General features: G+C 59.7%; 18 protein-coding genes and 2 pseudogenes. 11 read left to right on the top strand and 9 right to left on the bottom strand.

Translation table 11 applies throughout. The annotated features are described in order from the left end of the window. The 6 genes and pseudogenes from BRAO375_RS37695 to BRAO375_RS27550 form a co-directional block, all read right to left on the bottom strand. Window positions 1-183, bottom strand: a pseudogene (locus tag BRAO375_RS37695) (histidine kinase); the annotation flags it as partial. 158 nt (window positions 184-341) lie between these two features. Next, window positions 342-1,349, bottom strand: coding sequence for an HWE histidine kinase domain-containing protein (locus BRAO375_RS27530; RefSeq protein WP_035642601.1), 1,008 nt, complete (start codon window positions 1,347-1,349; stop codon window positions 342-344). 327 nt (window positions 1,350-1,676) lie between these two features. Then, window positions 1,677-2,543 carry an FkbM family methyltransferase gene (locus BRAO375_RS27535; protein WP_175345374.1) on the bottom strand — a complete coding sequence of 289 codons (867 nt, stop codon included), beginning with the start codon at window positions 2,541-2,543 and terminating at the stop codon, window positions 1,677-1,679. A gap of 315 nt (window positions 2,544-2,858) precedes the next feature. Further along, window positions 2,859-3,545, bottom strand: coding sequence for a Crp/Fnr family transcriptional regulator (locus BRAO375_RS27540; protein WP_035642604.1), 687 nt, complete (start codon window positions 3,543-3,545; stop codon window positions 2,859-2,861). 565 nt (window positions 3,546-4,110) lie between these two features. Continuing rightward, window positions 4,111-6,303: a hypothetical protein gene (locus BRAO375_RS27545; protein ID WP_009030710.1), complete on the bottom strand. Its 2,193-nt coding sequence runs from the start codon at window positions 6,301-6,303 to the stop codon at window positions 4,111-4,113. Between the two features lies 1 nt (window position 6,304). After that, window positions 6,305-7,318, bottom strand: coding sequence for a WavE lipopolysaccharide synthesis family protein (locus BRAO375_RS27550; RefSeq protein WP_083842548.1), 1,014 nt, complete (start codon window positions 7,316-7,318; stop codon window positions 6,305-6,307). Window positions 7,319-7,515: 197 nt separating this feature from the next. On the opposite strand from BRAO375_RS27550, the gene BRAO375_RS27555 reads away from it, so the two are divergent. From BRAO375_RS27555 to BRAO375_RS27570, 4 genes are all read left to right on the top strand, one after another. Continuing rightward, window positions 7,516-9,207 carry a hypothetical protein gene (locus BRAO375_RS27555; RefSeq protein ID WP_139031489.1) on the top strand — a complete coding sequence of 564 codons (1,692 nt, stop codon included), beginning with the start codon at window positions 7,516-7,518 and terminating at the stop codon, window positions 9,205-9,207. A gap of 104 nt (window positions 9,208-9,311) precedes the next feature. After that, complete coding sequence (locus BRAO375_RS27560; RefSeq protein WP_175345375.1) at window positions 9,312-10,292, top strand: glycosyltransferase family 2 protein; 981 nt, start codon at window positions 9,312-9,314, stop codon at window positions 10,290-10,292. 2 nt (window positions 10,293-10,294) lie between these two features. Continuing rightward, window positions 10,295-11,566 (top strand): glycosyltransferase, encoded by a 1,272-nt coding sequence (locus BRAO375_RS27565; RefSeq protein ID WP_052536151.1) that lies wholly within the window; start codon window positions 10,295-10,297, stop codon window positions 11,564-11,566. A 125-nt stretch (window positions 11,567-11,691) separates the two neighbouring features. Continuing rightward, window positions 11,692-12,270: a DUF2939 domain-containing protein gene (locus BRAO375_RS27570; protein ID WP_009030716.1), complete on the top strand. Its 579-nt coding sequence runs from the start codon at window positions 11,692-11,694 to the stop codon at window positions 12,268-12,270. Window positions 12,271-12,415: 145 nt separating this feature from the next. On the opposite strand, the gene BRAO375_RS27575 is transcribed toward BRAO375_RS27570, so the two are convergent. From BRAO375_RS27575 to BRAO375_RS38740, 3 genes and pseudogenes are all read right to left on the bottom strand, one after another. Continuing rightward, a complete protein-coding gene (locus BRAO375_RS27575) occupies window positions 12,416-13,900 on the bottom strand; it encodes an aldehyde dehydrogenase family protein (protein WP_035642609.1) in 1,485 nt (494 codons plus the stop codon). 33 nt (window positions 13,901-13,933) lie between these two features. Beyond that, window positions 13,934-14,362 (bottom strand): annotated as a pseudogene (locus tag BRAO375_RS38735) (zinc-binding dehydrogenase); the annotation flags it as partial. A gap of 12 nt (window positions 14,363-14,374) precedes the next feature. Beyond that, complete coding sequence (locus tag BRAO375_RS38740) at window positions 14,375-14,884, bottom strand: NADP-dependent oxidoreductase (protein ID WP_009030719.1); 510 nt, start codon at window positions 14,882-14,884, stop codon at window positions 14,375-14,377. A gap of 167 nt (window positions 14,885-15,051) precedes the next feature. Here BRAO375_RS38740 and BRAO375_RS36620 point away from each other — a divergent pair, with 167 nt between their 5' ends. The 7 genes from BRAO375_RS36620 to BRAO375_RS27610 all read left to right on the top strand — a co-directional run bounded on the left by BRAO375_RS36620 (window position 15,052) and on the right by BRAO375_RS27610 (window position 23,617). Further along, a complete protein-coding gene (locus tag BRAO375_RS36620) occupies window positions 15,052-15,453 on the top strand; it encodes a molybdopterin cofactor-binding domain-containing protein (RefSeq protein WP_009030720.1) in 402 nt (133 codons plus the stop codon). Beyond that, entirely contained in the window at window positions 15,443-15,601 is a 159-nt protein-coding gene (locus BRAO375_RS38745; protein ID WP_244423320.1) for a hypothetical protein, read from the top strand. The genes BRAO375_RS36620 and BRAO375_RS38745 overlap by 11 nt, the downstream gene beginning before the upstream one ends. A gap of 72 nt (window positions 15,602-15,673) precedes the next feature. Beyond that, complete coding sequence (locus BRAO375_RS27590; protein ID WP_009030722.1) at window positions 15,674-16,891, top strand: zinc-dependent alcohol dehydrogenase; 1,218 nt, start codon at window positions 15,674-15,676, stop codon at window positions 16,889-16,891. A 220-nt stretch (window positions 16,892-17,111) separates the two neighbouring features. Further along, complete coding sequence (locus BRAO375_RS27595) at window positions 17,112-18,002, top strand: outer membrane protein (protein ID WP_175345376.1); 891 nt, start codon at window positions 17,112-17,114, stop codon at window positions 18,000-18,002. Window positions 18,003-18,768: 766 nt separating this feature from the next. Then, window positions 18,769-21,033, top strand: coding sequence for an ATP-binding protein (locus BRAO375_RS27600; protein ID WP_009030726.1), 2,265 nt, complete (start codon window positions 18,769-18,771; stop codon window positions 21,031-21,033). Continuing rightward, on the top strand, window positions 21,030-21,488 hold the full coding sequence (locus BRAO375_RS27605; protein WP_009030727.1) for a response regulator: 459 nt from the start codon (window positions 21,030-21,032) through the stop codon (window positions 21,486-21,488). Before BRAO375_RS27600 ends, BRAO375_RS27605 begins: the two co-directional genes overlap by 4 nt. After that, a complete protein-coding gene (locus tag BRAO375_RS27610) occupies window positions 21,485-23,617 on the top strand; it encodes a PAS domain-containing protein (protein ID WP_009030728.1) in 2,133 nt (710 codons plus the stop codon). Before BRAO375_RS27605 ends, BRAO375_RS27610 begins: the two co-directional genes overlap by 4 nt. Window positions 23,618-23,633 lie beyond the last annotated feature (16 nt).

Consider the following 23,633-nt stretch of genomic DNA (forward strand, 5'->3'; position numbering starts at 1 on the left):
ACCCCAGAGGATGCTCGCAGGGCCGGGCATCGCAAGGATCATGTCCAGGGCTGTCCGCAGGCTTTGCGGCCAATTGTCGATCGGGCCGAGCGGCGTTATCGCCCAATGATGGGCGCGGATGCGCTCCGCCATTTCGCCGTCTCCTGCCGGCCAGACTGCCAATTGCCGCAGTGCCTTCTCCATTTTTGGACTCCGAGACTGGTGTGAACCAACGCCCTGCATCTCAGGAGTTCCAGTAGGAGTGGACAGGCCGTCACCTCGTCGGTGAGGGCCACAACAGAACTCGTCCCATCTGCCGCCACGAGCAACTGCCCTGCGCCCGATCGTTACCTTCAAGCTCTTCAGCCTGCCTCAAGAGGCATCGCGATGGGGATGAGGAGCGTTGCTCGCAGGCCATCCTGCTGAAATCTGAACTCGGCCTCGCCGTGCAAGCTGAACTTGGTCATCTCCGCGATGATCAGCGTTCCAGTCCCCGTCCGGGCGGGTGAAGCGATAGGCTCAGGGCACCTCTCTCGCCATACGAAGCAGAGACAGGGGCGATTGGAGCAGTCCGAATTGATCTGCCAGCTCACCTCGACAGTGCCACGGCGTTGCGCGAGTGCCCCGTACTTGAAGCTGTTGGTCGCGAGTTCGCTCAAGATCATCGCAACCGGCACCACCTGATTATACGGCAGTGAAAAGGGCGGTCCTCCCGAAAAGACCAGCTGCTCGTCTTTCAAGGATGACAACACCTGCGGCAACAGACCAGCCAAATCGATTGATGAGCTGCCGGCAGCCATGATCGACTGAGCCTTGGCCAGGGCGTGAACGCGCGCCAGAAACGTTGCCTTGTAGTCTTCGGCCGACCTGTCTTCAGTCTCGATCTGGTTTGCGATAACCTGCACGACTCCTAAGAGATTGATGAGCCGGTGACGGAGCTCTGAATATAGCAGCGAGCTCTCACGCTCCTTGGTGCGTCTTTCCGTCACGTCCGTGAAGACGATGACGAGATGCGTACTATTGTTGTCAGGCCTGGATAGGCGCCTTGCTGTGATCAAGAATGTGCGAGGGCCAATGGCCGGGAAGTCGTGGGCGACCTCATAGTCGATCACTGCAGCGGACCTAGGGATGACCTCCGAGATCAAACGCTTGAGTTCGGGAATATTCCACTGGCCGTTGCCGAGGCGATCCAAAGAAACGCCGATGGTGTCGTCCCGCTCCGCGAGAAAAGTGACGAAGAAAGCGCGGTTGGCCTCGATGACAGCGCCACTTTCGTCGAGCACGAGAAGCGGCTCGTCGATTGTATCGACAATTCCTTGGGCTTGAACATGGCTGGTTCGGAGAAGTCGATACAAATCTTCAAGGTTCATCGTAGAAGCTGCGAATACGCAGCTCTATTCGACGACGCGCGCTCTCGCACCCGTCGCACTGCATGTACGGCAGTGTGCGTCAAACATGTCCGATATGCAACAGCGAGACCGCTTAGCGCGGGCATCGCTTAAAGCATTGAGCGGATCGCAGAGCATCGCTGCCTGAGTGATCGAAAATGGGCCCCGCGATCAATCCGGATCGCCTGGGTCACCTTCGAGTTCACGATCCAGGCGCTACTAGCGCTGCGTCCAGGACGATTGCACGGGACGGCGCCAAAGAGTGAGATCCGACCCAGATCAATACTGTTAGAAAATGATAGTGCCCGCTTAGCGTGGATAGCAGATCACGTTGAACAGATCTGGAAATCTCGATTCATCCCGTAATAGACTCGCCTGGACGACTGCCCCTGCTTCGTTCGGTTCGAACCAACGGACCTCATAATCATAGGAGTTCCAAAGATCTACATACTCCTCGGCACTCGAAGAACCTGCATTGCGAAGTGCGGCAGGGAAGACTTCGCTCGTGGCGATGGGGCGGTACTTTCGAAAGAAGCTCCTGCCGCCGCGCAGGACCTTGGTCTCGAAACCTTCCACATCGATTTTCAGAACGTCGACCGTCTCTCCGAAATCGATCTCATCCAAAGTTGTGAGCACAATGCTTTCGTCTTCTGGGCTGGTATCTTCGAGCACGAAGCTCGCGCCCGGATTGAGATCGAAGTGTCGCATCCTGCCCAAGGATTCCTTGTCGCTTAGACCCTTATTGAAAATGACGCAGCGGTCTGCCAGACTGTTTTCCTCGATCGATCTACTCAGCATATGGAATGTATCGACGCGTGGCTCGAAGCAGAACACTCGTCCTTCGGATCCGACGTGTCGAGCGACCCGTAACGCATGGGCGCCGACATTGGCACCAATATCGACATAGACACCGCCCGTCTTGAGCTGCTTGGCAATGATCGCCAGGACCTCATTCTCATAATGCCCTTCAAGAATCGTCCTGGCGATATAGTTGTCGTGCAGATTGATCCATATCCTCAGGCCGTCGAGGTCCGTTGCCACCCATTTGTCAGACGGCCAGATCGGCACCAGCTGTCGGTCCAGATCAAGCCGCGCCTTGATGTCCCGGAAGCCGTTGGCAATCTCATGTTCGATCGATTTCTGACATCTCGCCAGTTCATTGATCTCCTCGGCCAACCTCTGAAGACTCAAGAACGATCGCAAGGCCCGAAGCAAACAACTCTCCTTCCGTACTATTTTCAGCAGTTTCGGGCATGTCCGCGCGCTCCAGCTGGCTGTCGGGGCGACGAAGTATCAATCCGTCAGAACCCTTCTGCCTGCCCCACCGGTCGCTCCATGGACGGAGCCCGGCGCGCTCAACGCGCAGAGCGTGACGGGCGCGTTCTGGGCTAGCACATGGCCCCATGTCCCTGATGTGGCTGATCTGAAGCGGCTCACAGATGCCGATCTCAAGCGCTCAGCGACAGCTCATCCCCGCAATGGCGGAACGGATCAGCTGCTCAAAAGGCGGCTGTATTGCAGTTTGACGGCTGTGTAGCATTCACATGCGCACTCTTCGAGTGCCTCCAGATCGAGTATCGTTATACTGCCTCGGGCATACCGAATCAGGCCGGCCTCCTGCATCAGGCGGGCTTCGGTGGTCACGCTGGAGCGCGTCACCCCGAGCATCACCGCGAGATATTCATGCGTAAACTGAAGGTTGCGATCGCCTGAGAAGTCGCGGGCCCGTAGCAGCCAACGGCACAAACGGGCCTGAACGCTATGCGTTGCAGAACAGGCGACGGACTGCTGAGCTTGCGCATAAACAGATTGATCATGCCGTATGAGTAGGGACATGACCTGAGCGCTATTCATTGCGACCGTTCTCAGGTCCGCGACGTCGCAGACGAGCACGTCTCCAGCGAGCTTGACGACGCCACGGCTTAGCGCTCCCGCGCCGCTCAGAGCTGAGGTGGCCCCGACTGCTCCATCCGATCCGACCATGGCTGCTTCGATCGTTTCGCCGGTTGCAAGTTCCGCAACCAACGAGATGACTGCGCTGATAGGAAAGTAGACGACCTTCATAGGCTGGTCAGGGTGGAACAGGACCGTGTGCTGCTGTACCGATTGATACTTCAAAAGAGGCGCCAATTTCGCCAACTCGGCTGGCGGAAGCTTGCTCAAAAGGGCGTTTTTCATACCATGCTGTCGGCCAGGGGGAGGCGCCCCCTTACGAGGGGCGCCAGAACAAAAAACCGGGAAAGCGGCCCCAGCTCTCAAAGTGATGATCCCCGCGTGGCAAGCTACATGAGCATGATACCTCGCCTTGATTCCGCCGCCATAACGCAAGTTAAACGCCAGATTGTATTATTGAGCGCCCCTCGCAGAGGACGATGAGGATCGAACGCTCGATATGAGTCCGGCTGCATCTAGCACCGATCCTGGATCCCCGGGGTCGCTAGAAGAGCGGGCAAATCAGTTGTTAGAAGTTGCAGCAATGTAGGCTCGTAGTCCCTCGAGGGGAAGTTCCGATGTCCTGCGAAGTTCAGTTGGAATTGTCAGTGCACAATTCCCTATCAAGGCCGCGCCGTGCGACGAAACGTCGCTCGTTGATGATCGTGACAGCGCCCTGGCGCGCGATGCTGTCCGCAACGGTCCGTTGTTGCCAGCCAGCGCTAGTAGCATCGCGGTGCTGTCGGTGTAGGGCGCCCGACTAGACCGGCACGGTCACCTTGACGAGAACAAGGCTCTAAGCTCGTTTAACTCAAGGAACGGGGCGGCTTACCAGCCTTGCGTAGCGCGATCCCACGCGCTTCAGGCGCCGCAATACACGGACCATATCGGCCCGGACCGATTTGGCCACTTCAGTGATAATGTAGGCCGCGCGGGCCAGACCGCGGCTGGGCGCTCGCGCGGAGGGAAGGAGCCCCGAAATGGCCTCACGCCGAAAGCGTCGACCATCATAGTGCCAGCGTGCGAGATGGAATCCGGATGGAGTCTTGGACAAGAAGTTGAAAGTTCTGGCTTGCTTCACGGACCACCCCGGTGCTCGAAAGACCGGCCAATGGAGTCCAGCAATCTGCTTGAAGTCAATTACGCGGGCATCTGGGTTGTAGTCCTCGATCCAGGCCTGACCGACGTAGGGAGCTGATGATGAGTGCTCGAAGACCAGGGAATTTGGGATCACCTTTCGCAGAATGCCCTCGGCTGCGGCCAGCTTGTCGGAAAAGAATGCCGTAACGTCGACCAGGACCGGCAGTTGATCCGTGCGCGACCACCATATTCCTTCCTGATCATGGAGGTGATGGTGGACGGAATCGATCCTGAAGGGCTCGTCTCGCATCAGTGCGTAGGGCATGTCGAGCAAAGCGATCTGCGCGCCGTTTTCCAAAAGGTTACGCAGCAGCACCATCTCAGGATTGAAGGCCAGCTTGTCGATATTTTCGAGAATGAAGTCGAACGTCCGGAAGTATGTCCTCATAACCTCGTGCCCACCCAGCGCGAACTGATCATTCAAGCCCTTGGACTGGAAGCCGCGCGGCACATACACTGCGTCGGGAAGGAAGTCGCCATGATCGCTGATCTCGAACATCAGCTCCTTGAGCGAGCTGTTGCAGCAGATGTCTGGGCGGATGCGCACGATATGGTCATAGTCCGCAGTATTTTCGATCAACTCGAAGCAACGCTGCATCCCATAGAACATCGCCAGGGAGCCCTCGTCGCGTCCTGGCTTGAGCTTCTCCTCGTGGACGGTAATCCGGCCGGCAATGGCTGCAAAGCATGGCCTGGGCTCGAACAGCCACGCTTTCGGCTGCAATTCATGGATGATTGCCGCTTCGCTCGTATTGCACCAGCCGTGCACGTAAATGTCGCAATCGACCCCCGCCAAAAATCCGGCGAGATGACGGAGATGGTGTTCTGGGGTCCGGTGAACCGAATGACGGAACTGCCCACTGACGCAGATCGCGACCCGGCCCTTGAGCCACATGAAGTGATGTGAGGACACCGTGGCGACGAAACTGGGAAGCTTCTTGAGCTCGATGATGTACCGGTGATCCAGGAACGGTGGTTCAAGTCTTACGAACGGCAGCCGGTACTTTGCGAACAATGCGCCAAGGAACTGTACCTCCTCAGGGCGGAGAATATTCAAGAGGTACTCATTCCCGAACAGTGCAAACGGCAGCTCGCTGAGCACCATACGGCCGCTAATCTCCGGCGGGAGGGTCTCCTGGACCAGAGCATGGAAGTCGATGAATTGATACTCGGCCGAGTGATGCTTCTCGAGAAAGAGATAGAAGAGGATATTTTCGAAAAGATCGCCTGGCGTCCCCTGCCTGATCGCTCGCCAGCATGCCGCAGACAGTCGATGATCGACCAGCTCACGCACCTTGTCGATCTCGTAGAACCAATGAAAGTATTCCATGTACCAGCGGTCGCCGCCGCTCGCCGAGATGGCTTCTGCACAATTCCGGGTCACCGCGTGCCCGAGCGAGTCCCTCCAGCGCGCTCCGCGCGGATCCGTCTCAGTGAAGAAGACATATCTTTGCCCGACGTAGTCGGCCAACAGGGTCGCGGCTGAGAAGGGCTTGTGAAACAGCGTTTCGCTGTCCATCACGAGCGCCCATTCATCCTGCACTCGCAGCAGGCCTCCCAATTTCTTCATCGTTTGAAAGGTGAACTTTCCGACACGATTGAGGAAGGCCGGCGAAGAATCCGGAATCTCAAAGCTGTCGAGAATGGCCTCGGTAGTCACCAAACGAATGCGAACAGATGGGTGCCGCGTGCATAAACTGGAGAACAGCTCCCGATTGACGGTTTCAATGACGACCAGCAGCGTCAAGAAGCTCTTATCTAGGCAGAAGCTGTCGATACTGGCGACGAAGCGCGCGAATTGCTGATAGTGCTTCTCGTAGCTTGGCGTAACGATCGTGAGGCCACTGAGGACTTCTGGGCGCATCTTACCACCCTGTACGCATGATAGCGGCGGTGAACTTCTTCATGGGGGTGCGATAGATAATTCCGCCCATGGGGTCGATAGCTCGGCTGATCGTCCGGAAAAGCCACTTTTTAGCGCGGCGACGGCGCCCGCCCGCTGGTGGGCTGGCCAAGTCGAGGTTCATCCGCCAGTCCAGATGGCTTACGCAATTCAGATTCTGAAATCCCGAGCGCACGGCCCAGTCGTATTTGGGGAAGTCGAGTTTGATGTCGGCAGCGTCGAGTACGACCACACGCTCGCGCAGGAAGCGATCATGATCGCGCATGACGTGCGCAGATGTGTCGTTATGGAAGGCCGGAATCCTGTACCCAAGACGCGCGGCGTAATGTGTGGCAATCGACTGTTCGACGGCCAGGCGGCACCTGAACTTGCGATCCATATAGCTTGAATGCGCAGCGAAAGGCTGACGTTCGTAATATGTCGCGTCCTCCAATGTCACGAACGGGCAATCCCAGAGCTTTCGCAAGGTGTCGGTTCGTCCGAATTGAAACCAATCGCTGATGTGAAAAGGCAGCTGCTCGAACATGCGCGGGTCTACCGTGAACAGGCTACACACGACGATCGCATCCCGGCTCAGCACGTCACCGCGCCACGCCAAGAAGCCAAGATCGGACAACCCGCAATCGGAGCGCAGCTTAACGGCCAGCGGTGTAACAACCGCTGCCATACCGGCGGCGGTGCTCCGGATCTGTCGGTTGACATTGTTATCGGCGCTTCCCGCAAGCCGGATGTCAGGAAGGGCGGCCACGTCGTCGGACTGTACAACGAGGTCCACATCCAGCTCCGAGGGGACAATGGCGGATCTCCACGTGCTGAAGATGATAGTGCACCCAGGGCAAAGCCTGCGAAGGTTCTGCACCGTGACGCGAAGTCGAGTCTGTCCCGTCGAGGGAACGCTTCCCTGCAAGACAAAAGTGATGTCCGATCCGTTGCAGGTGATGTCTTGCGCCAATTGCGTCCGGCTCCGAGTTGGCAACCTGTCGAACGTCTACGTGATCGATGCGAGCGACTCCATCGAAAATTATGGGTTCCTTTGTCGGCTACTAAGCAGACGACGGCGGCCGCAATATTCTACTGATGGAGTGAGTTATTCAGGGGGCGGATGTGAGCACAGAGAGGCCGTCGAGAACGGTGCTGGTGGTACTTGCCGCTGGAGTCGTTACGCATGACTTCGTGTCCGTGTTCAACGCGACGACGCCAGTGCTGCTTCCTTACGAGGGACGACCACTGATCTACCGAGTCGTCGTTAACTACCTGAAACGCTTCGGTGGAGAGGTCGTCGTGGCGGTTCGGGAAGGGGAGACCCGTGTGGAGGAGTTTCTTCGCGCCGCCTTTGGCGGGCGCGTCGATTTGTTCATCACGCGTGTTGCATCGGCAGAAACAGCGTCTCCGACTGACACGCTGAAATCTGCGCTGCAAGACTATTCGTCAAAGCGGCCTCACGACGGTGCTGTTCTGATCGTTCATGGAGACATCTATTTCGAGGATATTGCGGAAGCCCTGCCGCGGGAACCTACAGCCTACGTCGCTCCGTTCATCGAATCCGACAAATATTCGTATTTCAGGGTCGATGGCGATGGTGTGACGCACTGCAATCTTAGTCGTGATGAAGTGACTGACGCAGGTGAACCGGAGCTAAAAACCGATATCGGGGCCTACTGGGCGCCCTCGATCGCAACTCTGAAAGCAGCGCTCACGTCGTCCGACAAGCCGTCGACCGTAGGTGGGCTATTTGCGAGGACGTTTCCCGCTCTGAAGCTCTGCGATCAGGTTGTCTGGTGTGATCTTGGTCATCTTGACACGGCGACGCAGATCCGTACGCGACTGATGGGGACGCGAGAGTTCAATTCGTTGACCATAGACGAGCGGCGCGGGCTTCTGACGAAGAAGTCCACGCGCAATACGAAGCTGATGCAAGAGATCAATTATTACGCGCAGTTGCCGCGGCCGCTCTCGATATATTTTCCGCGCATGCACGAGTTTTCCATCGGTAACTCGATCTCATACAGCATGGAGTTCTATAGCTACCGGACCCTGTCGGAATATCTCGTCTTCTTCGATCTCCCGGAGCGCATCTGGCACCGCGTGCTTCAATCGGTCCTGGAGATTCGGAAGGAGTTCACCGCCTATGCAGGCGAAACCGTGAGCCTGAATGATCATGTTCAGTTCTATATCGGGAAGCTCAACGCCCGGATGGGGCAGCTCGATCCAGAAAGCCGCATCCACGAGATCGTCAGTCGTGAAGCAGTCATCGTCAACGGGCAGGAGCGCCGTGGATGGAGAGCTTATCTCTCTGAGATCGAGGAGATCATCGTCGAGATGGGCGCGGATTATCGTGCCACGGTTGTTCATGGCGATCTCTGTTTCAGCAACATTCTCTACGATCCGCAGACCAGCATCTTGAAGCTGATCGACCCCCGGGGCGAATTCTTCCGCGAAGGGTGCTTCGGAGATCCGCGGTATGATCTTGCGAAGCTGCTGCACTCCTTTCACGGCGGATACGATTACATCGTCCACGAGATGTACGAGTTGTCGGTTGAGCCCTGCAACATCGCGTTCACGCGTTTCCAGTCGCGGCAGTCCGCGCAGCTTGGACAAAGCCTGCTCGCGTGGGTTGCGCAAAAAGTGGAATATCCGATCCGGGATCTGCTGGTGCTCGAAGCCATGCTGTTTCTGAGCATGCTGCCGCTTCACGGCGACGATGAGAAGCGTCAGATCGCGCTGTATCTGACAGGCATAGAGATCTTGAACGAGGTGTTGCCGTGCGGCTCTGCATCGATCTGGACGGGACCATCTGCGAGTTCCGAGCACCTGGCGCATCCTACGGCTCGGTCCGGCCACTTCCAGGCGTCTCTGCTTTCCTGAAAGCCCGCCGTCGCGAAGGGCATACAATCATCATCCATACCGCCCGGCACATGAAATCGTGCGGCGGTAATGTCGGTCTGGTGCAGGCCCGCGAAGGAGCGTCGTTGCACGACTGGCTTCGGGCGCACGACATCGAATTCGATGAGCTCGTATTTGGCAAGCCGCACGCGGATGTCTACATCGACGACAACGCGCTTCAGTTTCAGGGCAACTGGCCGCAACTTGAGACATCCGGTGGGTGGCGGCGAACTCCAATAGAAGCCTCTGGGTTGATGAACATCGTGATCACGATGGCCGGTGAAGGGCGCCGGTTCGCAGATGCAGGATTTGCGGCTCCCAAGCCGTTGATTCCGGTTCTCGGCGAGCCGATGTATCGTCATTCGGTGCGATCGTTACCGTTGCACCGGAGCGCAAAGCTGATCTTCGTTATCCTTCGCGACCGGCATACGGAGCGGCTGCGAACGGATATCGAGGAGGCGTTCGCGGTCTATAGGCCGGAGGTCGTCGAGCTGGATCGGGTGACGCGCGGACAGGCAGAGAGCGTTCTCGGCGCGCGCAATTGCGTCGCGTATCATCATCCGACACTGGTCCACAATGCCGATAGCGCTTTTGTGAGCGGAGGCGCTGACGGCGATATGTTCGGCGGCGTCGAGGGAGCGCTCCTTGTTTTCGACTCGGCTGAGAGACGCTGGAGTTACGCGAGAACCGACGAAGCCGGACGGGTTCAGGAAGTGCGCGAGAAAAGCGTCATCTCGTCGCATGCGTCCACCGGAACCTATTACTTCCGGTCGACCACACAGCTCTTCGCGCTGATCGATCGCTCAATTGAACAGCAGGACATGGAGGGAGGCGAGTTCTATATCGCGCCACTTTACAACAGGATGATCGCAGCGGGTCAGCATATCTCGATCGTCCCGGTCGCTCAATTCATGTGCTTCGGAACGCCGTCCGATCTCTCGGCGACCTTGGCGAATCCGGAGACAACGCTCGCGCTGGAGGGTCTCAGGCGGTGTCCCGGCGGCCAGAGCGGCGCAAGACTGCAGCCTCATCTCAGGCGAGACGTACGCCCTCGCCAACGAGCCTGATCATGAGTGCAGCGCGGCGCATCAAGGTTGTTCAGGCCTACAAGGTCTACCCACCAGATGTCGAAGGCGGGATCCCGTCCGTCATCCGCAATATCGTGAACGCATTGAGTGACAAGTGCGAATGCCACGTCGTGGTTGCTCGTACGGCTGGTCGGTACGTCAAGGAGATCATCAATGGCGTGAAGGTGCATCGGATCGCATCTCTTGGCACCCTGTGGTCTCTGCCAATATCGCTGTCTTGTCCGTTTGCTCTTTTCCGACAGGTGAGAGACGCCGATGTTCTCGCGCTGCACGAACCATATCCGTTGGGTTCGATTGTCGCCGCATTCGGTCTGAAAAGATCGACGCGGCTTGTCGTGCATTGGCACTCCAACATTGTCAAACAACGGGTGCTGTTGCCGCTTCTCCGGCCACTGCAGGAGAGAATGTTGAAGCGCGCTGACGCGATCGTCATTGCAGACGGCAGCTTGATGGAGGAGTTTCAGGCCTTGGCACCGCACCGCGATAAGGTGCGGATCATTCCGTTCAGCGTGGATGTTCAGCGCTGGTCGTGGCGAGATCAGGACCAGCTCGGCGCTATCGCTGCACTGAGGCGATTGCACCCACGGCTGATCGTCGGCGTAGGTAGGCTCGTCGGATACAAGGGGTTCTCGGTACTCGTGGAGGCGATGGCGTCCGTCGATGGTCATCTTGTGCTGTGTGGCGCTGGACCGGACGATCGTGAGCTGCTCCGCCAGATACGTGAAAGGGGACTTTCGGATCGGATCACCCTTGCGGGTTCGCTCCCGTTCAAGCAGCTGCGGTCGCTGATACAAGCCGCCGATGTATTTGTGCTTCCATCCGTCACCACCGCTGAGACGTTCGGGCTGGTTCAGCTCGAGGCGATGGCGTGTGGTGTGCCTGTCGTCAACACTCTGCTCCCGACAGCTGTGCCGCATATCTGCCGAGATGGATTCGAAGGACTAAGCGTTCCGCCGGGTGATGCAGGCGCGCTTGCGACCGCCATCAAGATGTTGCTCGATGATCCCATGCTGGCGAGTCGTCTCGGCAAGGCCGGAAGAGTGCGGGCACAAACGTGTTTTACGACAGAGAAATTCGCCGAACGTATTTGGCATTGCTACGTGTCAGAGCGTGGCGGGTCGGAAGGGTCCATCGCAAGAGGCGACGCAGGTCCCCATGAACTTGTGCCAGGTGAAGCCGCAGCTTCGGCCATGTCTCTCGTCGTTGATGCCCGTCATGACCGGAGTCCGCCGGCAGAAGCCCGGAGCGCTTAACTCTCATCGGCAGAAGCGCAGAGGGTTTGACGCGATGCTGCGCAGTCTGAGATGGAGAGGTTCGACATTAACGCGACGTCACCATGCTCTTCCAAGGGAGCCTCATAAGGACGAAGAACGTATTCATGCGCTGGATGCTGTCTATCCTTGTCATTGTCGTGTTTGGAACAGGTATCTATGTCGGATCCGCTGTGGTGTCGTTGGTAGGCCTCGCGGAGGCGGTTCGCATCGGTGATGGGACCGCAGTGCTTGATCGCACCGACGTTCCTCGTCTTCGGCGGTCGTTGGTCGAGCAGGTGGTTGGAGCTTATCTAAAGCGGGTTGGCGCTAATCGCACCGTTCGGCCGCTCGAGCGGTTGGCCGCCAATACATACGGGGCGTCGATCGCCGATGCATTTGTCGATCGACTTATCCAAGAAGGGCAGCTTAACCGGTTACTGAAGAGTGGCGCGCTCGTCCTGGATAATGACGAGCTTGGTGCGATGCCGAGCCTCGGAGATCTCGATACATCGAAGTGGTTGGCGTTGCTGGGGCGCTTCCAGCCGATCAAGCTCGTCGAGTTCAGGATCCGACTCGGAAGCAAGGAGGCCGACGGGGGGATCGTCATGCACTTCGAAGGTCGCGAATGGAAGCTCTCAGGCATCCAGCTGCCTTCAGCTCTGACCGATCACGTCGCTAGCAGGCTCATGAACAAGGATCGATGAGGACGAAGACTGCATAAGGGCAGGGGGCTAGAATTGGAATAGGAGGTCTTTTGTCCCAGGCGTCACAGACGCGAGCGTGACATAGCCGATGCTGGCACGGCTGCTGTCGCGCGCAGCCTGAGAGCATGAGAGCGTCTGCATGATTTCATTGAGTGGCCGTGTCGGACGGATAGGTTCGCGGCAGGTGCTGCACGGTGATCCATTGATCTGTCGTAAAAGCCGCGACGGCCCACTTGCCGCCGAAACGGCCGATGCCGGAATTCTTGACGCCGCCGAACGGATTGTTCGGCAGATCGAGGACAGGCTGGTCATTCACGTGAGCCATGCCCGCTTCCATCCGCTCGGCAAAGCGAGCACCGCGTGCGAGATCCCGGGTAAACACAGATGCGCTCAAGCCCTGTGTGGTTGCATTGGCGGTCCGCAGCGCATCCTCCTCATCGCGTGCGTGGATGAGCGGTGCGACAGGTCCGAAGATCTCGTTCGCCGCGATCTCCATGTCGTTGGTGACATCGGCGAAGACGTGCGGCGGGATCACGAGACCGTCCGGGTCGCCTCCCACGAGCTCCCGGGCGCCGCTGGCGCGGGCCGAGGAGATCAGCTTGTTGACGGCCTCGAATTGGCGAGGGTTGATGATCGGGCCGATCATCGTGTCGGGCTGCTGCGGATCTCCGACCTTGAGATGGCGGACCGCCGCGGCAAATCGCTCAGAGAATTCGTCGTAGACAGCGTCGACCACAATGAAGCGGTTCGTGATCATGCAGATCTGCCCCTGGTGGAGGAACTTGCCGAACACCGCAGCCCGCACCGCCAGGTCGAGATCGGCGTCGTCGAGTACGACGAACGGACCGTTACCGCCAAGCTCCAGTTCGACGCGCTTGATAATGTCGGCCTCTACCATTGCCAATTTGGCGATGCCGCGGCCAACGCTGGTGGAGCCGGTGAACGATATGACGCGTGCGGCCGGGTTCTTGACCAGGGCAGAGCCGATCCGTCCGCCCGAGCCCACCACGACGCTCAGAAGACCGGACGGCAGGCCGGCCTCCTCATAAATCTTCGCAAGCAGGATGCCCCCGCTGACCGGCGTGTCGCTGGCCGGCTTGAGAACCACTGCGTTGCCGACCGCCAAGGCCGGGGCCACGCTGCGGTTCGAGAGCTGCAGCGGCCAGTTCCACGGGCTGATCACGCCGACGACCCCGACGGGCTTGCGGTAAACGCGACATTCCTTGCCAGGGATATCGGCGGGCAGGATCGCTCCCTCCACCATATAAGGCATCGATGCAGCAGCAAGCATGACGGCCTGCGCCGCCTGCCATTCCAGATTCGCCTTCAGCCGGGTCGAGCCGGCCTCGCGGATGAGCCAGTCAACGATCTCATCGCGGCGTTTGACCATGACGTCAGCCGCGCGCTGCATGACCGTAGCGCGTTCGGAGGGCAATGCGGCAGCCCAGTCGCGTTGAGCTGTGACGGCGGCCGAGTAGGCGGCCTGCACGTCGGATTCGTCAGCTTCAACGATCTCCAGCAGCGTGTCGCCCGTGAACGGATCCTTGTCTGCAATGCGATCCGTCCCGTTTCCGGCGCGCCACACACCGCCGATCAGCATACGGTCGAGTTCATTAAGATTGGCTGTCAACGGGAGTCCTCCGGAACCGATCTGTCGCGGGTGTCACTGACGTGAACGTGCTATCTCGCCCGCGACCTGCAACACGACCTTACCGTGCACATGCTCGTGTTCCATGTGCTCGTGTGCCTTGCCGACGTCCTGCAGAGGAAAGATCGAGTCGATAACGACGGTCACCTTGCCCGTCTCGAGCAGGCGCGCGATCTCCGCGAGCTGCGCTCCGCTCGGCTCGGCCATGTAGTTGGTCGCACGGACGCCGCGACGCTCGGCTTCGTCCGGATCGGGCTTCTGCAATGTCGAGACCAGGACGCCACCGGGCTTCAAGACCGCCCAGGACCGGTCCTGAGTGTCGCCTCCGATCAGGTCGAACACCAGATCGATGTCCTCAACCAAGTCTTCGAACTGTTCGTTTCGATAATCGATGGCCTTGTCCGCGCCGAGCTTGCGCACGAGCTCGACATCTGGATCGGAGACCGTGGTTGCAACTCATGCACCGGCGTTCTTGGCAAACTGGATGGCGAAATGCCCAACGCCACCCGCTCCGCCATGGATCAGCACCTTCTGGCCAGCCTCAAGGTGGCCATGATCGAACAGGCCCTGCCACGCCGTCAGCGCAGCAAGAGGGACGGCCGCGGCCTCGATGAAATCGACGCCATCGGGTACTTTAGCAGCATCACCCTCATGGATGCGCACAATTTCGGCGTAGCCGCCAACGTCGCGATCGAGCATGGCGAACGCAGCATCGCCGGTGCGAAATCGTGTGACGGTTCTGCCGATACGCTCCACAACTCCGGCCACGTCCCGTCCGAGGACCTTCGGCAACTGCTCCTGTGTGACCGCCGGGTAGCTACCGGAACGAGTTTTGTAGTCGACCGGGTTGACGCTCGCTGCCCGCACGCGGACGAGTACGTCGCCTTCGCCGGGCTCAGGCATCGGAATGTCATCCCACACCAACTCCGAGGGGCCGCCGAACGTGTGGATACGGATCGCGTGCATGATCGGAAGCTCCTCGACGGATAACCGACAGGTTCTGGGGCCCAATGAGCCGGAGTTGAAGCCGTTCCTAACCCTTCGAGGGCCGGCGCTGATCCGCACGCCCTTCGCTCGCAGCAGGGCAGGCTGATCGGACAGGCAGAGCGAGCGAACAGCTGTCGGACGCCCTGATGCGGTTGAGCCCCGGCGCGCTCGAGGCCTGTGCCGAAAACACCCTGATAGGTATAAAGCCCGAAGCGCTCGATCAGCTCTATAGTGGCCAGCCTCCAATGTCGCGCGGCCATAGCCGCCAGGATGTCACCGCCTATGCGTTCGGCGCGCATTTCGCGGAGGTGCGCGTCCATCGCCGCACCTGTGAGATCCGCGTGCCGCGGATGGTCGGCGCCTTCGCCTGTGGGACCATCGTCAATCCGTTGACGGCCTACAGCCAGTTCATGGGAGGCATGATCCGCACCGGAGGAGAAGACGGAGATCGATCCCGTCGCGGCGCGCTACGTCAACACCAACATCGCCGAGTATCTCATCCCGGTGAATGCCGATGTGTGCAAGGTCGATGTGCTGATGTTGCCTGAAAGCGATGACGACGTGAATCCGCTCGGAATCAAGGGCATTGGCGAGATTGGGATCGTTGGTAGGAATGCGGCGATTGCCAACGCTGTTTTTCACGCCACCGGCCGGCGTGTAAGCCGGCTGCCGATCCGCATCGAAGATCTGCTGTAGCTTGGGCGGATAGGAACGGCGCCTTTCAAGTCCCGTTGCCCGGTGATTGTCTCTGGCGCGCGGAGAGCTGACATGAAGGCGGTAGTCTATCACGACAAGGGCGACATCCGGCTCGAGGAGGTCACCGATCCCACGATCGAGCAGCCGACCGATGCCATCGTTCGGCTCACGGCGTCGGCCATCTGCGGCACCGATCTCCACTTCGTCCGCGGCTCGTTTTCCGGCATGGAGCCCGGTACGATCCTGGGCCACGAGGGTGTCGGGATCGTCGAGCAGGTCGGACCCATGGTCCGCAACTTCCGGCCGGGCGATCGTGTCGTCATCGGCTCGACCATCGCCTGCGGCAGCTGCTCATACTGCCGCGCTGGCTATTTCGCGCAATGCGACAACGCCAATCCCCATGGCAAGCGTGCCGGGACGGCCTTCTTTGGCGGCCCGGGACCGACAGGGCCCTGGAATGGATTACAGGCAGAGAAGGCGCGGATTCCTTACGCCCACATCGGCATGGTCAAGATTCCCGAGAATGTCACCGACGATCAGGCGATACTCGTGTCCGACATCTTCCCAACCGGCTATTTCGGTGCCGATCTCGCAGACATCCATGAAGGCTCGACAGTCGCCGTATTTGGTTGCGGCCCGGTCGGCCAATTCGTGATCGCCAGCGCGCGGCTGATGGGCGCGGGCCGCATCATCGCCGTCGACCACCATCCCGATCGGCTCGAGATGGCGCAGCAGCAAGGCGCCGAGATCGTGAATTTCGACAACGAGGATCCGGTCCAGGCGATCGTCGAGATGACCGGAGGCATCGGGGTGGATCGCGCGATCGATGCTGTCGGCGTCGACGCCGAACACGCCCATCATGATGCGGGAGCGGTCCAGGAAGACCTCGAGACGGCGCTCGACTCCGCCGCGCATGCCGTAGAGCCGAAATCTGCCGAGACGCATGCGCATGCGTACAAGCCGGGTGACGCCCCCGGGCAGGCGCTGGACTGGGCTGTGCAGGCGCTCGCCAAGGCCGGAACGCTAGCGATCATCGGTGTCTACCCGCCGACGCAGCGCGAGTTCCCGATCGGTGAGGCGATGAACAAAAACCTCACGATCAAGATGGGCAACTGTCATCACCGCAAATATATCCCCCATCTCCTCGATCTCATCGCATCCGGTACTATCGATCCGCTCAATATCCTGACCAAGACCGAGCCGATGGGGTCGGTCATCTCAGCCTACGAAGCCTTCGATGCACGTCAGCCTGGATGGATTAAGGTTGAGCTCAAGCCGGTCGCGGCGTAACGACAGCCCCGTCGCCCGACTCTCGCTCTGATTCGGGCTTGCCGGGGCGCTCGGAGAATTCATCTGCATTATAAAGAAGCATTTCGCTTAACATGTGATAGTCGCCAGCAAGCACATGTTATTAGTACGTCGCCGCCAAGCGCGAACATGGGTGAACCCCGAGACGCTTGTCTTAAACGAGCTCTCCCAGCTTGTTGCTCGTTTACCACGAAATAGCGCGATGCCGTTGGTGAAAGCTATCGAAGTAACATGTGTAGTCGTCATTGATCGACCTGCGAATATCGTGAGCCCGCTCGCAACTTGGGAGGGCTTCATGAAATCGCACTTAAGTCTTGTTTTTGCTTCGTTAGTCTCGATTGCCGCGATCAGTCAGGCCCCGGCGGCCGATCTCGCCGCACGGCCTTATACGAAGGCGCCACCCGCCGCGCCGGCGGTGCCTGCCGCCTACGACTGGACCGGCTTCTACATCGGCGGAGAAGGTGGCGCTGAGTGGAACCGAACTGATGGCTCGTTCTATAACGCGCCTGGCTTCGGCTGGCACACCAACAACCACACCAACTGGATCGCTGGCGGATTCGGCGGCTTCCAGAAGCAATGGAGTCAGGTCGTGCTCGGCATCGAGGGCGGCTGGGACGCGGTCGGCAGCGACTGGGGAACGTCGCTCGGCGGCGGCGCAGGCGGAAGCTGCGGCTTCGCGGCCGGCACGCAGTACTGCCGCAGCCGCATCCGCGATATCGGCTATGTCGGTGGCAAGCTCGGTTGGGCCTGGAACCGCTGGATGCTCTACGCAACGGGCGGCTGGGCCGAGGCGAGCCTACGGAGCAGCGGCTCGATCGCCGCGTCCGGCGCGACATTTTCGGAGGCAAGCCGTCGTCATGACGGCTGGTATGTCGGCGGCGGCTTCGATTATGCAGTCCTCGACAATCTGGTCCTTGGCGTCGTGTACCGGCACTACGAGTTCGACTCGAACCGTCACGACTGCTCGACCTGTCTCGGTGTTGGCAATGTCGATTTCAGAAACGTATCCGCCCGCGCCGACTCGATCATGGGACGGATCAGTTTCAAATGGAACGCGTGGCCCGGTACGACCGCAGGATCAATCGGGTTTTGAGGCCTGAAAAACGAAGTCGGCTCGCCATCGAAGTTTCTCATGAGCCTTCGATGGCGTTCTCTCGTGCGCCGACGTCGCAAGACAGTTCATGCTGCCGACGCAGGGATGTGCTGAGGTCGGTGCGCTTTTGTCAGTCACCGGGCTGGAGAACGTGGCGCGAGAGCTGTCGGCGCTACCCTGGCGATCCCGCGGGACGAATTGATTGTGCCCTTGTAACCGACCGCCTCGCCACTCGGCGAGCGTCAAGCCATGTACCATCGGCTCCATCTCGCTGCTCCCGAACTTGCGTGGCTCAGAAGGATCGACGTCGAGATGGACGGCTACCAATGAATTGAGCCGCCGCGCTGGCTCCGCTCATCCTCTCGCGGAACAGCCGGCCGACAGAATGTGATTGCGTCACGCAAATCTTGACTGCGTCCGGTGTCGAGGCCGTCAACGACCGGTTCTTCGTCGCTGCGGATGATGTCATGAAGCGTGCCCAAAATGCCCTTGACCGCGCCAATCGCGGAAGGCTCAGACGGACGCGCTGGCTTTCGGTCCACGCCAAGAGAATGGCGCACGGTCCAGACCGACGTTCTCAGTATAGTTCAGCGCAACAGTCAGCATCGTGGGCCCGCGCTCATGAGTTCAACTTGATAGCGTGACACTCAAGTTGGAAAAGTTCTTTGAAACATGCAGCCAATTACCGCTATCGACAAACATCGCCGCAAGTGACATAGATTGCGCGTTAGTTGCGAATTGTTGTTTTAACATGCGTTAGTGTGCTATGGGTGCAGCCTCCAATGTCGCGGCTAGCAATGTTGATCTGTCGAACTGCGATCGCGAGCTGATCCAGTATCCTGGAGCGATTCAGCCTCATGGCGTCCTTTTGGTCGTCGGAGAGCCCAGCCACGTCGTTCTCCAGGTTTCGGCAAATGTTGAGACTTTTCTCGGCCGGTCACAGGCCGAGGTTGTCGGCAGGCCCTTGGCGCAAGTGTTTGCCGCATCTGGTCGTCAATTGATCGCCAGGATCGAGCGAGCCACTTTGGAAAGTGATCCTGCCTATATCCTGCGCGAAGCCTTTGCGGGGCAGAGCGGCGACGTCAACATCTTCGCGCACCGAAGTGATGGCGTTCTGCTCATCGAGCTGGAAAAGGCAACCGAGCCCGAGCAGCCGCTGGCGGCAGACCTGTATTCGCCGTTGCGCACGATCATCTCGCGGCTTCAGGCGACGCCGACGCTGCAGGCCTTCTTCGATACGGCGCTCGAAGAGGTGCGAGCGTTCACAGGCTATGACCGCGTCCTTGCCTACCAATTCGCGGATGATGGCAGCGGGCATGTCATTGCCGAGGCGCGGCAAGAAACGCTTGAGCCATATCTCGGATTGCATTACCCCGCATCGGACATCCCGGCTCCGGCACGGCGCATGTTCGGTCTGGGATGGCTGCGCCACCTGCCGGATGCGGATTACACGCCGGTCCCTCTCGTGCCCGAATTGCACCCCGAGACAGGACAGCCGATCGATCTCAGCTACTCGATCCTGCGCAGCGTCTCCGTGATGTACTCGCAGTACCTCAAGAACATGGGCGTGCACTCGACCATGGTCATGCCGCTGATGAAAGCGGGCAAGTTGTGGGGCCTGATCTCGGCCATGCATCATGCTGGCCCGCGGCATGTTCCCTATGAACGGCGGATGGCCGCCGAATTCCTTGCACACATGCTGTCGCTTCTCATGGCTTCCAAGGAGGACGGTGAACATTACGAAGCCCGCCTGCGCATGCGGTCCGTGACCGAACTTCTGGCCGAGAGGCTGATGCGCAGCACGGACATCCACGAGGCGCTTGCAGGTGATGCTGATGGGGGAAGCCTGCTCGATCAAGTTGACGCGGCAGGCGGCGCCATCGTGACGGACGGCCGCGTCACGTTGCTCGGCGAAACGCCGCTGGAGCGCGACGTAAAGGCGATCGTCGATTGGCTGTACCGTCGACCCGACCAGTTTCTTGCGTTCGATGAACTGGGCAAGGACTATCAGGCGGCGACGGCACTCCGGGCGCTGGCGAGTGGCCTGCTCGCGATCCGGCTCTCGAGCCGCAAGCCCGAGTTCCTGCTCTGGTTCAGGCCGGAGCAGGTGCAGGAGGTGACGTGGGCGGGCGATCCGAGCAAACCGGTAGAGATCGACGAGCAGGATGGCATGCTCAGGTTGCGTCCCCGGAATTCCTTCGCGCAATGGAAGGAGAGCGTCGCCGGACGGTCGCGGCCATGGCTGGAGCATGAGAGGGAGGCTGCGCAGAACCTCGGCCGCGCCCTGCTCGATGTCCGGCTCACGCAATTGGAGAAGATCGAGAAGGCCAACCGCGAGTTGACCGAGCTGAATACTGAGCTGGACAGCTTCGCCTACGCCGCTTCTCACGACCTGAAGGAGCCGATGCGCGGCATCCACCACCTGGCAACGTACTTGCGCCGAGGGCTCGACGGCGTGCTCACAGACGACGCCCGACAGCAGCTCGATACGATCAAGAAGTTGGCACGCCGGATGGATGATCTGATCGAGGCGCTTTTAAGCTACTCCCAGACAGGTCGAGCGGAGCTCGCAATCGAGCAGGTCGACCTCGATCAGCTGGTTGATGAGGTGCTGCTGGCCTGTCGCGAGCGGTTGGCCGAGACAGCCACCCAGGTGCGGCGGTCGCGATCGCTCGGTCTGGCGACTTGCGATCGGGTACGCCTGCGCGAGGTATTCAGCAATCTGATCGGCAATGCCCTCAAGTACAATGACAAGCCGAGCCGGTGGATCGAGATCGGGTACGAGGACGGTACGCCGCGGCGTTATTTCGTCAGGGACAATGGGATCGGTCTGGCCGCCGCTGATCAGTCGCGCATCTTCCAGATCTTTCGCCGGCTGCATGGGCGAGATGAATTCGGAGGCGGGTCCGGCGCCGGGCTGACGATCGCGCGCAGGACTGTCGAGCGCCATGGCGGCCGGATGTGGGTGGTGTCAAGTTCAGGCCGCGGGGCATCGTTCTACTTTACGTTGGAGGCGGAGGAGCAACCATGAACTTTCGGCCGATCATCTCCATCGAGGACAGCGACGAGGATTTTGCTGCCTTGACCCACGCCCTCCGCGCCGCCGGAGTACCCAATTCGCTGGAGCGTTGCCAGAGCGGCGCGGCGGCGATGGCGCTGCTGCGATCGCCGGATGGATGCCCACTTGCTGATCGCGCCTCTCTCATTCTTCTCGATCTCAACCTGCCGGGCTCCGACGGCTTGGCGCTGTTGAGTGAATTCCGCAGCCAGGATCCGAAGCGGCTCGTCCCGGTCGTCGTCCTGTCGACGTCTGGGCACCGCAAGGAGATCGACGAGTGCTACCGCGCCGGCGCCAACGCCTATGTCGTCAAGCCGTTCGATCTCGACGAGTGGGAAAGCAAGGTTGGCAAGCTCGCGAATTTCTGGCTGCACGCGGCGGAGTTGCCGACGCGCCCGAGGGCCGATGGCGGTGGAAGAAGGGCATGACGAACCGCCAAGTGCTTGTGATTGACGACAGTCCCGAGGACCGGCGAGTTGCCTGTGACGTATTGAATGGCGCTGACTACGATGTCGTAGAGGCCGTAGACGGGCCACGTGGCCTTGATGCGGCACGGACGCTGCAGCCGGCCTGCATCTTGCTCGATCATGGCCTGCCCGACGTCGATGGCCTCGACGTGCTTCGGACGCTCTCGATCGATCTTGCCTGGCAGACGCCCGTTGTGATGATGACCGGCAGCCGCGACCCGAGGATCGGCGCCTCCGCAATCAAGCTCGGCGCCGAGGACTTCGTGGTCAAGTCCGATATCGAGATAACCCTTCTGCAGACCGTGCGGCATTCAATGGAGCGGTTTGCCCTGCGTCGCGCCAACCATGACGCTGCAACGCGGAACTGCGAGCTCGCCGCGCTTGCTTCCGCCTGTCCACTGGCGCTGATGACCGTTTCGCGGAATGGGGAAGTGCGGACATGGAATACGGTGGCGGAGCTGCTGTATGGCTATCACTCCGACGCGATCATCGGTCGGCCAGTCGAAACATTGTGGGTGTCCAGCGAACAGGAAGCCCACCGCATCCTCTATGAAGAGGCGATTCAGAACCCGCGCGGAATGGAATCGCGACATCTGAGAGAGGACGGGCGGATGATCGACGTCTCCGTGTCGGTTGCGGCCATCAAGCAGCCGGACGGCTCGGTCAGCGGATTTGCGACCTGTGTGGAGGACATTTCCCGGCGCAAGATGGGCGAACGCGATCTAGCGTTGAGCGAACAGCGACTGCGAATGGCGGCGGAGGTAGGCCGCATCGGCACCTTCGAGTGGAACATCAAGTCCGATGTCGTGACATGGTCCGATGTCATGGCACAAAATGCGGGAATGAGCCCAGGCCAGTTCGGCGGCACTCTCGCCGCCTTCAGGCAGCTGGTCGAGTCCGACGACCTTCCACGGGTCGAGAGCTGCATCGCGAGAGCGCTAGAAGACGAACAGCCCTACGAGATCGAATTTCGGATGCGCAAGCCAGATGGCAGCATTCGTTTCGCGCAGACCCGGGGCGCTGTCCTTGGCGACGAGCAGGGCGCCGCGGAGCGAATATTCGGCATCGACATGGACGTGACCTCCAGCAGGCTGGCGGAGGCCGCACTACGCGAAAGCGAACTGCGGCTGAGTATGGCGCAATCTGCGGCGAAAATCGGAATCTGGGACTGGCATATCTTGTCCAATACGACAGCTTTCAATTCTGTTTACTACGAATTGTATGGCCTGCCGCCTGACACGCCTAACAATTACGCGGATTTCCTTGCGCGGGTTCATCCAACTGACCGGAGCCACGTCGACGAATCCATGAAAGCAGCTCTCGCCAGCGAGCGGCCCTACGAGGCGGAGTACCGTATCCAGCGTGCGGACGACGGCGAGACACGATGGTTTGCCGCGAAAGGCGAAGTCCTCTTCGACCGCGAGGAAAAGCCAATCCGCGCGCTGGGTGCCGTTTTTGACATCACTGAAAGAAAGCGGGCCGAACAACATGCCAAGCTCTTAAGCGGCGAGGTGAACCATCGCGCCAAGAACTTGCTCGACGTCGTCCGCAACGTTGCGCGTCGGACAGCAGCCACAACGATCGGCGAATTTCGCGAGAAGTTTGACAAACGGTTATCAGCGCTGTCGATCGGGCAAGACCTTTTGGTCAGACGTGAATGGAAGGGCGTGAGCTTGGAAGAGCTGGTCCGCACGCAGTTGGAAGCATTCATGGATATTGATCGCGTTCGATTCGACGGACCGGATCTCGCGATCAATCCAAGGGCTTCGGAATGCATTGGAATGTCGCTGCACGAGCTTGCGACGAACGCCGGGAAATATGGGGCTCTCTCGAACCAGGAGGGAAGCATACGCATCTCATGGAGCCTGGATGCTCAGGACGACGCCCCGCAGCGGTTTTCCATGACTTGGCGGGAAATCGATGGTCCCGCGCTGGATGCGCCCAAGCACCGGGGGTTCGGCTCCACCGTGCTCGAGGAGATATCTCGATGGACGTTGTCTGCCGACGTCGTACTCGACTTTCGTCCCGCTGGCTTGGTCTGGCGTCTGTCGTGCCCGATCGACCGGGTCGTCGCGGATGCGTTCGGCTAGCCGGCTGCGGCCCGAA

Origin of the sequence: Bradyrhizobium sp. ORS 375 (assembly GCF_000239775.1) — a bacterium.
GTDB lineage: Bacteria > Pseudomonadota > Alphaproteobacteria > Rhizobiales > Xanthobacteraceae > Bradyrhizobium.